Consider the following 14,604-nt stretch of genomic DNA (forward strand, 5'->3'; position numbering starts at 1 on the left):
TATGTCAATTAACAAAATTTTAGATAATGATATTCTACAATTAAGAAACATGCTTGAAGACATGATTAAAGAAACTAAAATTCAGTTTGCTGAAACATTTGAAGTTATTACTAAGAATAATGTTGAGGGTGCGGCTTTAATTGTTGAGCATGACAAAATAATTAATGATAAACTGAATGAATTTACATCAACAGCTCTTTGAAAAATAGCTAAACAGCAATTGGTTGCTCGTGATTTAAGACTTGCTGTTGGAGGTATATTACTTGCCAGAGAAATTGAAATTATTGCTGACTATTCTAAAAAACTATGTATATTCTTTTCTAAATTCAAACCAACAAAAAAATATACAACATCAATTGTTAACCTTTTCCAACTTGTAATAGATATGTTAGATAGTTTTTCAGAATTATTTTCAAACTTTGACAATAATTTAGTTGTTAAAGTAATGGAACTTGAAGCTCAAATTAATAAAGAATTTGAAGAACTGTATTCATATTTAGTAAAAGCACTTAAAAAAGCTGAAAATAATGAAGAGCTTTTAGAAATTTCTGAAGCAATGAAGCAAGCTAAAAATTTAGAAAGAGCTGGAGATCATTTATTAACAGTTCAAGAAATTGTTTCATTCATAAGAACAGGAAGATTCGAAGAAACTTCAGAAATTTATGATAATTTAAAAACATTAATGTAATAAATTAAATTCTGTATATTCAGAATTTTTTTATTTATGATAATTTGATAAAATAATAAATAGTAGACAGAGGTATATCATGGGTTTTTGAAATAAATTAAAAGATAAAATATCTGGTAATCAAACAGAAAAAAAAGTTAATGAAGAAAAAGTTATTAAATCTGAAACTGTTATCGAAAATAAACAACCAACAGAAAAAGAAATAGCTAAAAAGCAAAAACAAAAAGCTAAAAAAGAAAAAGCAGAAAAAGCGATTGCCAAATCAGCTTTAGATTTCTCAAAAGATATTAAAAAACTTTCTAAAAAATACAAAAAAATGGATGATGACTTTTTTGATGAACTTGAAGAAGTATTAATTAAAACAGACATGGGAATGAAAATGGTTTTAAAAATTTCAAATAATATAAGAAGAAAAGTTAAGAATACATCTGAAGCGAATGAATTTAGAGAAATATTAGCAGAAGAAATTTATGATATTTATACTGATGGTTCTAAAAAGGTTGAAGAGCTAAATTTTGAAGATGGAAGATTAAATGTCTTTATGGTTATTGGTGTAAACGGAACTGGTAAAACAACTTCATTGTCAAAGATAGCTAATTACTATGCAGAACAAAACAAGAAAGTTCTTATTGCAGCAGCAGATACATTTAGAGCTGGTGCTATTGAACAATTAGAAGAATGAGTTGATAAAAGACTTGATAATAAAGTTGATCTAGTAAAGGGTAAAAAGCAAAATCAAGATCCAGCTAGTGTTGTATTTGATGCGCTTGAAAAAGCAAAAGCAGAAAATTATGACTTATTATTAATAGATACTGCTGGTAGACTGCAAAACAAAATAAACTTAATGAAAGAGTTAGAAAAAATGTATCAAATTGTTCATAAGTTTGATAAAAAAGCTCCTCATGAACTATTATTAGTAATTGATGCAACAACTGGGCAAAATGGTGTTATGCAGGCTCAAGAATTTAATGAAGTTGCAGATGTAACTGGAATTGTTTTAACAAAAATGGATGGAACAAGTAAAGGTGGTATTGCCTTATCAATTAAAGACCAATTAAACATACCAGTAAAATTAGTTGGTGTTGGAGAGCAAGTTGATGATATTGAGAAATTTGATGTTGATCAATATGTTTATAGTTTAGTCGTTGGATTTATGGAAGATAAGGAAGAAGACGATGAGTAAAATAACTTTAGAAAAAACTTTAGAATTATCTTCTTTATTTTATTTATACAAGAATATGTTGACTGAAAAACAGATTGAATATTTTGAACTTTATTTTGAAGAAGATTTGAGTTTTCAAGAAATTGCAGATCAATTAGGAATATCAAAAGCAGCAGCTCATGATGCAATTAACAAAATTATTAAGTCTTTAAATGATTTAGAAGATAAATTGCAATTAAATCACAAAAAAATATCAATTAATGAATTGCTAGAAAAAAATAAAAATTCAAAAAACGAAGAAGTTTTAAATTTAATTAAAAAAATAGAAGAGGTCATTTAATGAAAGTACTAATGATAGGAGATGTCTTTGCCAAACCAGGAAGAGACGTTTTTAAACAAAACATTGAAAAATTAATAAATGACAATCAAGTAGACTTTGTTGTTGTTAATGGTGAAAACACAACTCATGGTAAATCAATTTCAAAAGAACACTACAACTTTTATAAAGAGAATCATGTTGACGTTATAACAAGTGGAAATCATATTTTTAAAAATCCAGAAGTTTTAGATTACATTCAAAATACTCCTGATCTTTTAAAACCAATGAACATGTATAAGACACCTGGAAGTGGTTATGTAGTTATTGAAAAGAATAATAAAAAAATTTGTGTTCTGAATTTAATGGGAAATAATTTTATGGATCCTTCAAACAGTGTTTATGAAACTATGGAAGATTTTTTAGGTTTAAAAATAGCCTATGATATATTACTTGTTGATTTTCATGCTGAAACAACAGCTGAAAAAATAGCTTTTGCTTTAAATTATGATGGTATCATAACAGGATTTGTTGGGACACATACACACGTCCAAACAGCAGACGAAAGAATACTTCCAAAAGGTACAGCATTTATTACAGACTTAGGCATGAGTGGGGTTATTGATTCTGTTATTGGTATAGAAGCAAGTGATGCTATTTATAAGCAAAAAACAGGTTTAGTTAAACGTTTTCAACCTGCTAAAGGTAAAGCAAAACTTAATGGAGTAATCATTGAAATTGATGAAAAATCTAACAAAGCTACAAACATCAAAAGAATAAGTATTTAAAAGCAAATTATTTGCTTTTTTTGTTTCAGATTTTTAAACCGATTTAGTATAATTTATATTGATATCGCAGAAGGGAAAATGGAAAAATGAGAAAATTATTTACTAGCGAAAGTGTTTCAGAAGGACATCCAGACAAAATATGTGATCAGATATCTGATGCGATATTGGATGAAGTTCTGAAACAAGACCCAAACGCTAAGGTAGCCTGCGAAACATTCGCTACCACAAACTATTTATTAATCGGAGGGCAGATAACTACAACTGCTTCTGTTGATTATGAAAAAATTGCACGTGATGTATTAAGAAAAATAGGATACAACAACGATGCATATGGTATCAATGCTGACACTTGTAAGATTGATATTAGAGTTGAACAACAATCAGCTGATATTGCTTTAGGAATCGATTTAGATACTGAAGTTATTGGAGCTGGTGATCAAGGAATTATGTTTGGATATGCAACAAACGAATCTAAAACATTCTTGCCTTTAGCTATTACTATTTCACATGAATTAGTTTATTTAGCATCAAAGTTAAGAAAAGAAGGAAAATTTAAATGAGCAAGACCAGACATGAAATCTCAAGTAACAATTGATTATACAGATGAATCAAATCCTAAAATTGATACAATCTTAATGTCAATTCAACATGATGATGAAATGATTGAAGAAGAATTTAAAAAATTCATAAAATCTGAAATAATGGATGTTGTTGCAAAAGAATTTGAATTGAATACTGATTTTAATGTTTTAATCAATCCAACAGGAAGATTTGTTATTGGTGGACCACAAGGTGATACTGGATTAACAGGTAGAAAAATTATTGTTGATACTTATGGTGGATATTCACGTCACGGTGGTGGAGCCTTTTCAGGTAAAGACGCAACAAAAGTTGATAGAAGTGCTGCCTATATGGCTAGATATGCTGCTAAAAATTTAGTTGCATCAGGATTAGCTGATAAAATTGAAATTCAAGTTTCATATGCAATTGGTAAACCAGAACCAGTTTCAATTTTTATTGAAACATTTGGAACAGAAAAAGTTAGCAAAGAAGTTATAGCAAAAGCATTAAATGAAAATTTTGATTTTTCAGTAAACGAAATTATTAAAAAATTAGATTTAAGAAAACCAACATTCTTAAAAACTGCAACTTATGGACACTTTGGAAAAGATGAATTCACATGAGAACAATTGGATAAAGTTAAGACAATTAAAAAATAAAAACAAATCACTTTTTAAAAGTGATTTTTTTGTTATAAAATAATAACTAATAAAAGGAGAGATTATATGACAAAAATTAGACCACAAGATAATTTCTATGATTCAGTAAATAAAGAATGAATAGATAATAATGAATTACCAGATGGATATGCATCATGAGGAAGTTTTGAAATGCTTCAAAAAAAATCAACAGACGATATTAAAGCAATTATTAACGAACTTGTTAATGCAACTAAATTAGACAGAGATAGCAAAATGATAGCTAACCTTAGATCAAATTATTTAAATGATAAAGCAAGAAATAAACAAGGCATAAAACCTATTCAACCAATTTTAAATAAAATAAGTGCCTTAACTGATAAAAAAGAACTGACAAGTTTATTTGTTGATTTATTCCAAGAGTGAGGGATTTCTTTCTTCCACTCAAAAGGCGTAGATTCAGATTTTAAAGATAGCAATTTAAGAGCTTTAATGATTGATTCAATGGGTTTAGGAATGTCAGATAGAGATTTCTATGAAGAAACTCACCCAAGACATGAAGAAATTAAAAATGCTTATAAAAATTACATTGAAAACTTAGTAAAGCTTTCAGGTGTAAGATTAAATACAAAAGATATTTTTAATTTAATTTATAGTTTTGAGGAAAAAATATCAAAATCAATGTTTAAACAAGAAGAATTACGTGAACCTGAAAATATTTATAATGTAGTAACTATTAAAGAATTAAACGATATATGTCCGATTGTTGATTGAACAGAATATCTAAATAAAACTGGTTATGACAAAGCATCAAAAATTATTTTAACTGAACCTAAATATTTTGAAAAACTAAATCAAATGATTGAAGAAATAAGTTTAGATGATTTAAAAGATATTATGTCATATAAAGTTACTAGTTCTTACTCAAGAATGTTAACAATTGATTTATATGAAAATAGCTTCAAGTATGGATCAGTATTTAGCGGTGTTAAAAAAATGAAACCAATTGAAGATAGAGTAGTTGAATTTGTTGATGGTACTCTTGGAGAATTAATTTCAAAAGAATATGTAAAACGTCATTTTTCTGAAGATGCTAAAAAAGATGTTTTAAAAATGGTTAATGATCTATTGAAAGTATATGAAAATAGAATTAATACATTAGATTGAATGTCAGATGAAACAAAAACAAAAGCTATTGAAAAATTAAATTCATTCACTATTAAAATTGGTTATCCTGACAAATGAGAAGATTTAAGTGATGTTGAAATCCTTAGTTATGAAGAAGGCGGAAGTTTATTCGATAATATGCAAAGTTTAGCTAAACATTATATTAAAAAAGAGCTAAAAGAAATTAATTTACCTGTTGATAAAACAAAATGATATATGGATGCACAAACTGTAAATGCATATTACAATCCAACATCAAATGAAATCTGTTTCCCTGCTGGGATTTTACAAAAACCATTTTATGATGTAAATCAATCTCATGCTGCTAACCTTGGTGGAATTGGTGCTGTTATTGGACATGAAGTTAGTCATGGTTTTGATGATGAAGGAAGTAAATTTGATAAAGATGGAAACTTTGAAAACTGATGAACTGAAACAGACAATGAACAATACAAATTAAGAACTCAAAGAGTTGTTGATCAATATAACGAATATCAAATTAATGGTTCGAATGTTAATGGTAAATTAACACTTGGTGAAAACATTGGTGATTTAAGTGGAGTTGCTGCTGCTTTAGATATATGTAAAGCACAAAGTCCAAATGATTTAAAAGACTTCTTTACAAACTATGCTTTAGTATGAAGAAGAAAAGCAACTGATGAACAAAAAAACACAAGACTATTAGTTGATCCTCATTCACCTGAAGAATTCAGATGTAATGGTGTATTAGTAAACATAAATGAATTCCATGAAGTTTATGAAACTAAACCTGGTGATGGAATGTATAAACCAGAAGAAGAAAGAACTAAAGTTTGATAATAAACTATTTAAACCGTCTTTAAGATGGTTTTTTTCTTGTTTTAACTTATAATTTTATATAGAAGCAAGAGGTTTAATAATGCAAAAAGAAGTAAATATTATTGGTGCAGGATTAGCTGGTTGCGAAGCTGCTTATTTATTAGCTAACAATGGAGTTAAAGTAAACTTATTTGAAGTTAAGTCTTTAATGAAAAACGATATTCAAAAAACTAATGATTTAGGAGAATTGGTTTGTTCTAATACTTTAAGAAGTAAATCGAAGAAAAATGCTGCAGGGATTTTAAAAAATGAAATGAAGTTATTAAATTCATTAGTTATAAAAGCTGCATTAGAAAATGAAATACCAGGTGATGATGCATTGAGTGTTGATCGTTTTGGTTTTAGCAAATATATTACTGATAAAATTAAGAATCATAAAAATATAAATTTAATTGAACAAGAAGTTTCTGAAGTTGATTATACAAAAGTAACTATCATAGCCTCAGGTCCGTTGACAACAGATAAATTAGGTAAAAATATTGAATTAATGACAGGTAATGAAAAATTATTCTTTTTAGATGCTTCAGCACCTATTATTACAAAGGATAGTATCGATTTTAACAAGGTATATTGAGCAAGTAGACATAATGATGGTAAAGATGGTCAATATATATGCATACCACTTAATGAAGAGCAATTTAATGCGTTTGTTGAAGAATTAAAGAATGCTGAAACTATTAAATTAAAATCATTTGAGAAAGAAATATATTTCAAAGGATGTCAACCAATTGAGCAAATAGCAAAAACAAGTAAAAAAGTATTATTAAATGGACCACTATCGCCAAATAATTTAATTGATGAAAATGGAAATACACCTTTTGCTGTTGTTCAATTACGTCAAGATGATGCAATTGATTCACTTTATAATTTTGTAGGTTTTCAAACTAATATTAAATGACCTGAGCAAAAAAGAATTTTACAGACATTACCTGGTCTTGAAAATTTAAATATTGTTAGATTTGGAGTTATGCATAAAAATTATTATATTAATTCTCCTAAATTGCTTAATAGATCACTACAAGTCAAAAGGAATAAAAACATTTTCTTTGCAGGTCAAATAACTGGGGTTGAAGGTTATATTGAATCTGCAAGTAGTGGTATTCTTACTGCAATCAATGTCTTAGCATATTTAAACAATATAAAAATTGAACAGCCATCAAGAAAATCTATGTTAGGAGCTCTTAATTTTTATATAACTAATCCAAAGCATGATAAATTAAAACCAATGAAATGTAATTTAGGAATTTTAGATCAACAAAATAAAAATGCTAAATCAGAGTTCTATTCATTTGATGAATCAGAAAGAGAAATAAGAAGATTCATAAAGGGTATTAATAATTTTGCAAAGATAGGTGAAAACAATGAATAAGAAATGAAATAGTTTATTAACAAATCAAGATCTTTCAAAAAGAATTGAAAACACAATCGAGTTGGCATATAAAACGAATGAAAAAATTTATCCCTCAAAAGAAGATTGTTTAAGATTATTTGATTTAATCTCACCAGATGAAATCAAAGTAGTAATAATTGGTCAAGACCCGTATCATAATCCTAAACAAGCTAATGGAATAGCTTTTAGCGCAAGTAAAGATATCAAAACACCCAAAAGTCTAATTAATATTTTTAAAGAATTAGAAAATGACTTAGGTATAAAACATTATGATAATAATGATTTAAGCAATTGGGTTAAACAAGGCGTTTTATTAATTAATACTTGTTGAACTGTAATTGAAAATCAACCTGGAAGCCACTCAAAATTAGGTTGACAAGAAATAGTTAGTGATATATTGGTTAATCTAAACAAACAGAATCCAAACATTGTTTATTGTTTATGAGGAAATTATGCTAAAAAGGTTTATGAAAATTTAGAACATAAAGCAAATAATGTCATTAACTCTGCTCACCCATCACCATTTAGTTATTTGAAAGGTTTTAAAAATTCAAAACCTTTCTCAACAATAAATACAATTTTAGTTAATAATTCTTTAGAACCAATTGATTGGTCTAAATAAGGTAAAATAATAAATAAGGAGTTACATATGAGAAAAATAAATGAATTAAACAATACAATTTCTTCAACTGATTTAGTTGTTAGAATTGAAAAAGTTATTATTTCAACAGCTACTAATGGTTCATCTTATATCATTTTAAATTTATCAGATAAAACTGGTAGAATTGAAGCTAGAAAATGAACAGTAACTGAAGAAGATAAACAATTGTTACAACCAAATGCTTTTATTTTATTTAAGAATGCTGCTGTTAACGAATTTAGAGGCGTATTACAGCTTAAAGTTAGTGATTACAGTGTTCTTAGCGAGAATGATTTAAATAGCTATGGTTTAGATGTTAAAGACTTTTTTATAGAAGCCCCTATTAACATCGAAAAAAACTATGGAGAATTAATGTCAATTCTTGAAAGCTTAACAAATCAAACATATAAAGAATTAACAATTGGTTTAATCAAAAAATATGAAAAAGAGTTTTTAACTTATCCAGCTGCAATGTCAATTCATCATAATGTAAAAGGTGGTTTATTCTGACATAGTTTTACATTAGTTAAAAATGCTTTAGCTTTAAAACCAAGTTATGCATATGCTTCAATTGATTGAGAATTATTGATTTGTGGAGCTATTTTACATGATATAGGTAAAGTTATAGAAATTATAGATCCAACAGGAACTGATTATAGTTTACAAGGTAAAATAATTGGTCATATTAGTATTGGTAACACTGAATTAAATAAAATAGCTGAAGAGTTAAACTTATATAAAGATGAGCAAGGGAACATTAATGAATCATTAACTTTATTACAACATATGATTATTGCTAGTCATGGTAAAAAAGAATATGGTTCACCAACTGAACCAGTTATTATTGAAGCTATTATGTTATCTATGTTTGATGATTTAGACGCAAAAGTATTTAAAATAAATGATGAACTAAATAAAGTTGAATTAAAAACATGAACACCAAGAATCATTAGTGTGGATGGAAAAATGTTTTATAAACATAAAAAGTAATGTAATGTAACTTAGGTTACATTTTTTTATGTCAAATTATTAGGTATTAAAGTAATAAAAAAGATGACTTTTAAAGCCATCTTTTATTTTGTTATTTCATTAAAAACATCTTCTAAAGTTGCATATTTAAGATTCACGTTCTTATCGTGTAAGAAACCTTCATCTTCTTTAAATTTAGGTAAGATATGTTCGTGATAATGGAATACCACTTGTTTAGCAATTGCTTCTTGATTAGAAACATAGTTAAAACCTTTGACACCTTTTAATTTTTCTTGAAGTATTTGAGCAACAACTTTTTTTGCTTTGCTTACTTCAGATAAATATAAATCAGGTGTTGTTGATAAATTTTCAGCGTGTACTTTTGGAATGACCAATGCATGTCCATCACTAACAGGATTAATATCTAAGAATGCATAAACATATTCATTCTCATAAATTTTATACGAAGGAATTTCTTGCTTTATTATTTTACAAAATATACAATCATTCATTAGTCTGATGTATTTCCGTCTTCGTCTTTAATATATTTTGCAAGTTCATCGTATAATCCTTGGAATAGAACATTATCACCATCCATGATGTATTTAGTATAAAGTTCTTCTTTAGCTTCTGTTGTGTAATCTGTATCTCCTGCAACTAAACCATTTTCAATTTCAGAAATTAATAGTTGTTTATTAGTTGCACTTAAGTTTTTAATATCTGAACTTGATTGAACTGAATTACTTCAAGCTTCACTTAATTGGTAAACACTTTTTGGATCAGCATTTCTTGCTCATAATACTGAGTATAAAATTTTATCAGTATCTTTTACTTTACCTTGTTGTTCTGTATCAAATCCACTTGTAAAAGCTGAGTCTTCTTTATTAATTGTTTCATGAATACCTAACATTGTATCATTTGCATTTTCAACATTAACTGTAATAGTTCTTTGATTACCTAAAGTGAATGAACCTTTATCTGCTAAGGCTTTAACATAAAGATTTCCATTATTATCTTTAATAATTTCAACATTAGTTTCATTTGTAAAAGTCTTCATATCGTCTACATAAGGACTGTATTTATCACCAAGAGGTACTCAAGTATCACTTGGAATAGAAAGTGTTGCTACTTGATTAACAGCATTTAAAGTTACATTTGAGTTATCATAAATATCATTTAAATATATAGGTAAAACTAAAACGATTTCACTTTCACCATTGTCACCTACCGCAAAACCTTGATCTCTTGGTCCTGTTAGTAATGTTGGTCTATCTATTGATTTAGCTGCAGTTTGTGCATCAGTTGAAATACTTAATGAACCACTTATTGCTTCAATTCCTGTATCATTATTTTTTGCAATACCGTTATAACCAACTAAACCTAAAAATGGATCAGTACCTAATTTTGTATTGTTTTCTAGTGAATTAGAACTAAAGTTATTTTTTAAAGTAGTTATACTGTTTTCATCCAAAATAATGTTTCCACTACTATTTGGTTCACCTAATGCTTGTTTATAAGATTTAACTCATGAAGTTGCATCAGTCGAAACTTTTGCTTTGAAAGATCAAATCAATTTAACATTTGAACTTTTAGTTTCAGAAGTTAATGAATTTTGAACAGAAGAAACTAATTTGTTTGATGTATTTAATCTAACAAATGATCTTGTATAGTTTGTTGTTGTTAAATTTGTTGAATATAAATTACTATCTAAATATGCCAAGCTGATTAATTGAGTATATAAATCAGGAATGATTTTTGCATTAATGTAGCTTTGGAAACGATATTTCATAATTTCATTTCCACTAAAGCCTTGTTCTTGTTCATTTTTTGCAACTAAGAATGGACCAGTCACTTCATCAATTTTAGTATCTTTATTTAAAACCTTTGTATTTTTAGTGTCAGTCAATTTAGTTACTTTAGTATTGTCAGCTGATCCAATAATATAGAAATTGTTACCACCATTTAAAGCTTCTATACTAGGAATATTTCATTCATTTTCACCAAATTCTCCTAAAACTTGTCATCTAGTTAAAGTTTCATTTTCGCTTTTCTCTTTATAATAAATTGAATAATTTATTTTTTCATCATCCTCAAATAAATTAAAAGGATTTAATGAGTGATTATTTGAATATTGCTTGTCATTTACTAAACCATGTTTATCACTAATTACTTTAGCTGTGTATTCACTAAAAAATTTGTTAGTTGCTAAATCATTTAATAAATTTGAAGTAATATTTTCAGTTGTTTCTTTTTCTTTTACTTTTAAAGTAGAGGCAATATTTGAACTTGTTGTTTTATATTCTTCTTCAGCAATTTTTTTATCTAAAATTTTTAATACATCAGCAATAATTTCAGTATCAGAAATTTTTAAAAATTTCTCTGCTTGTGAAACACTTATAAAACCACTATCTTTCATTTTCAGTATGAAAGATGTATATACTTGTTTATCACTAAAATTTAATTTGCCAAATCTATCAACTGTTGTTGTACATGAAATTACAACTGAAGAAGTTGTTGCAGTTAGTCCAACTGCTGCTAATATAGCTAATAATTTTTTCATTATTTAACTCCTCCTTCATGTTTATTTAAAACATTAATAATAACTTCATCATTAAATCATTTATCAGAAATAATGTAATTTAATTTATTAAATTTTGATTTTGTTGACAAGTCAGTTTTTCAGTGCTGACTTTGTACAATTGAAGAATAACTTATTTCCAAGCCATTTTTAGGAATAAATGATCTTGCTGTTTCAGTTTTTAAATCTTCATGTTGTTTTTCATAATTATCTTCAACGCTTTGATTTCAATTGTTATTTTCTAATGTAAAACTTGTTAAAGGAGCAGCACTAAGAGTTTCTTGTTCTGTTGTAATAACCTTAATTAATTCATAAACTGCTTTTGTATCTACATCTTCTCCTTCGATTTCAAAGAATTTTCCAAATAATTCAGCATAGTCCCCATTTGTACCTAATATCTCATCTAAGTAAGTTCATAATCATTGACTTAACAATCCGAAATTTTCAGTTGTTGAAGTAGTTGCTTTTGCATCAGCTAGAATATCAAAATTATAAAATAAGTTTGTTTTTTCTTCATCGGTTGATAAAAATCCATTAGCTACAGTATTGTTAACTAAGAATCTTTCATAATCATTGGTAATTGAGTAATTAATTATTTTACTATAATCATTACCAAATTCAGTACCCATATTGTCAATAATGTTTTGTCTATAAATATCATTATTAATTCCAGGCTTAATTGCTGTTGATTCGTCAATTTTATTTATTTTTCCTGAACCTTCACCAGCATTGCCTGCTTCAGTACTTGAACTTAATTTTGGATTTAATAAGTAAGGAATTAATTCTTTATTTGTTTTTGAAAGAAGATCATAAGCTATTGATTGTTGTTTATCTTTATCAACACTTGTTTCACTTTTTTCAGCGTTAGAGCTATTTAATAAACTATATCCATCAATTTTCATGAAGTGTAATCCATCACTATCAATGAATGCAATAATTCCATCTTTAGCATTTAATACTTTATAAGGTTTTGCTGTTTCGCCTTCTTTTGTGCTGTTTGCTTCAGTTTCAGCATGTCGTCCTAAATCATTTACAAGGTTAAACAATAAGTTCTTTCCATTTGTAGCATCAGTAGATACATTTGTCATTTTTTGATCAAAACTTGCTCATTGACCTATCATATTAGTTGAATCTGCATCTCAATCATTCTTTGTAGAAATTACATCTTCTTTAGGATTTGAAGATAAGAAATCATAAACAGAATATTTAGCTATGTTTGAATATGTTCCAGTTGTTGTATCATAGTCTAAAGTTAATAATTTTTCATTATTTTTAGCTGTTAAGAAATTAATAATCCCTGTATCAGTTTGGTTTTGACCTAATTTTCATAAATTATTTTTATTTGAACCTCTATAAAATGTTTCAAAATCTGTTAATCCAGTTGAACTACTTGTTTCAGCATTTGCATATGATGATGCACTCTCACTTGAAACATAAGCATTATAAAATTGATAAAAACCTTCAAAGTAATTAATTAATTCAGTTTGAGTATTGGCATTGTTAACAAATTGAGCAGGACTTATTTCTTTATTAATATCTGGTGTTGCAGTACTATTAATTTTTGAAAATTCTAAAACAATTTCAGAGGTTGCAACAGGTTTTTTAGTTTCAAAATAATTATCTACTAAGAATTTTTGTGAATTTGAAAGTATATTATTTTTTTGATTATCTTTAGATGAATTTAAGACAGGTGCCACAGAAACGATTTGTGTTTTATTAAGTTCTCTAGAAGATCTAGCATTATAGTTATAGAAATCTTTATATATATTATTATCAGCAAGTCTTATACTTTCGACATCAGAATATTTAAAAATATTATTATTACTACTACTAATTTGAGAAATAGTTCCATTTATTGAATTTGGACTATTAGCAAAAATACTACTAATTCCTGATAAAAACGTTCTTCAAGTTAAAGCATTCAAGAAAACATCGTTTGTATTTTCAATAAACTCGATTTTAAAAGTTGTACCATTGTTTTCTGTGTTTATTGTTTCATTGTAGTTAGAAGAATTGCTTGATTTAAATGCATTCTTTCCACCTAAAGCGTTTACTAAATTTATAATAGAAATTTGTTGAGCTTCAGTTGTTGCTTGTTCTTTAATTGTTTTATCTAAAGTTTCATTATTAATTAAAACATTTCCATTTTGAGTTAAAAATACTGACAGTAGATTTGAAATAGTTGTTCTATTTACTTCGATTGTTGAATAACCTTTTGCTCAAGTTGATTCAGTTGCTCCAAAACCTAGTGCTTTTGAAAGGTTAGCATAAGCAGAGTTAGTTGAATCAGTTAAGATATAGTTTGATATTCAAGCATTTTCTAGTGCTGTTTGATCACCAGTAACTCAAGGAAATTGTCCTTTTAAATATTTAACTCAAGCTTTTGTACCTTGTTTTTTATTGTCAAGATATTCTTTTCTTGCTCTTTCCATTTCAGTATTAGCACGACCATATATTGTATTTGAAGCTTTTGATTCCTTACCATATTGTGTTTTTAAGCTTTCAGCAAATGCTTTTCCATCTTCATTCATATAAGGATTTTTTTCAGCACTTATACCTTGAAAAATGTTATTTTCTTTACTTGCTTCTTCATAAATGGCAACTGCAAAAATATTATAGAATTGTACTAAAAATTTTTGAGAATCTTTACCTAAACGTCCATAAGTTTCATTGTATCAATTTAATAAGTCTTCAGTAGTGATTTTAAAATCTCCATCATCATTAATAAATACATTTCCATATTTATCATCGTCTTTATCATTAGAACATGAAATTAAAACACTTGTTGCACTAGCTGTTAAAGCAAAAGCACCAATTAGTGATAGTAGTTTTTTCATTTTGTTTTCCTC

12 protein-coding genes are annotated in these 14,604 nt (G+C 27.1%); 9 read left to right on the forward strand and 3 right to left on the reverse strand.

Features of this window, described 5'->3' with window-relative positions:
* Nucleotide 1: 1 nt before the first annotated feature.
* From phoU to MFL_RS01290, 9 genes are all read left to right on the forward strand, one after another.
* Entirely contained in the window at nt 2-688 is a 687-nt protein-coding gene (gene phoU / locus MFL_RS01250; RefSeq protein WP_011183133.1) for a phosphate signaling complex protein PhoU, read from the forward strand.
* Nucleotides 689-767: 79 nt separating this feature from the next.
* Nucleotides 768-1,871 (forward strand): signal recognition particle-docking protein FtsY, encoded by a 1,104-nt coding sequence (gene ftsY, locus MFL_RS01255; RefSeq protein WP_011183134.1) that lies wholly within the window; start codon nt 768-770, stop codon nt 1,869-1,871.
* A complete protein-coding gene (gene ylxM, locus MFL_RS01260) occupies nt 1,864-2,190 on the forward strand; it encodes a YlxM family DNA-binding protein (protein ID WP_011183135.1) in 327 nt (108 codons plus the stop codon). The genes ftsY and ylxM overlap by 8 nt, the downstream gene beginning before the upstream one ends.
* On the forward strand, nt 2,190-2,954 hold the full coding sequence (locus tag MFL_RS01265; RefSeq protein WP_011183136.1) for a TIGR00282 family metallophosphoesterase: 765 nt from the start codon (nt 2,190-2,192) through the stop codon (nt 2,952-2,954). Before ylxM ends, MFL_RS01265 begins: the two co-directional genes overlap by 1 nt.
* Before the next feature lie 86 nt (nt 2,955-3,040).
* Nucleotides 3,041-4,174: a methionine adenosyltransferase gene (metK, locus tag MFL_RS01270; RefSeq protein ID WP_011183137.1), complete on the forward strand. Its 1,134-nt coding sequence runs from the start codon at nt 3,041-3,043 to the stop codon at nt 4,172-4,174.
* Between the two features lie 66 nt (nt 4,175-4,240).
* A complete protein-coding gene (locus MFL_RS01275) occupies nt 4,241-6,139 on the forward strand; it encodes a M13 family metallopeptidase (protein ID WP_011183138.1) in 1,899 nt (632 codons plus the stop codon).
* 79 nt (nt 6,140-6,218) lie between these two features.
* Complete coding sequence (gene trmFO / locus MFL_RS01280; protein WP_011183139.1) at nt 6,219-7,547, forward strand: methylenetetrahydrofolate--tRNA-(uracil(54)-C(5))-methyltransferase (FADH(2)-oxidizing) TrmFO; 1,329 nt, start codon at nt 6,219-6,221, stop codon at nt 7,545-7,547.
* Nucleotides 7,531-8,190, forward strand: coding sequence for a uracil-DNA glycosylase (locus MFL_RS01285; RefSeq protein ID WP_164919777.1), 660 nt, complete (start codon nt 7,531-7,533; stop codon nt 8,188-8,190). The genes trmFO and MFL_RS01285 overlap by 17 nt, the downstream gene beginning before the upstream one ends.
* A gap of 27 nt (nt 8,191-8,217) precedes the next feature.
* Nucleotides 8,218-9,198: a 3'-5' exoribonuclease YhaM family protein gene (locus MFL_RS01290; protein ID WP_011183141.1), complete on the forward strand. Its 981-nt coding sequence runs from the start codon at nt 8,218-8,220 to the stop codon at nt 9,196-9,198.
* An 83-nt stretch (nt 9,199-9,281) separates the two neighbouring features.
* Here the strand turns inward: MFL_RS01290 and MFL_RS01295 are convergent, their stop codons facing one another.
* From MFL_RS01295 to MFL_RS01305, 3 genes are read right to left on the reverse strand one after another with little or no spacing between them, the layout of a single operon-like run.
* Nucleotides 9,282-9,689, reverse strand: coding sequence for an HIT family protein (locus MFL_RS01295; RefSeq protein ID WP_011183142.1), 408 nt, complete (start codon nt 9,687-9,689; stop codon nt 9,282-9,284).
* Entirely contained in the window at nt 9,689-11,737 is a 2,049-nt protein-coding gene (locus MFL_RS01300) for a lipoprotein (RefSeq protein ID WP_011183143.1), read from the reverse strand. The genes MFL_RS01295 and MFL_RS01300 overlap by 1 nt, the downstream gene beginning before the upstream one ends.
* Nucleotides 11,737-14,592, reverse strand: coding sequence for a lipoprotein (locus tag MFL_RS01305; RefSeq protein WP_011183144.1), 2,856 nt, complete (start codon nt 14,590-14,592; stop codon nt 11,737-11,739). Before MFL_RS01305 ends, MFL_RS01300 begins: the two co-directional genes overlap by 1 nt.
* Nucleotides 14,593-14,604 lie beyond the last annotated feature (12 nt).

This window comes from Mesoplasma florum L1 (genome assembly GCF_000008305.1).
GTDB lineage: Bacteria > Bacillota_I > Bacilli_A > Mycoplasmatales > Mycoplasmataceae > Mesoplasma > Mesoplasma florum.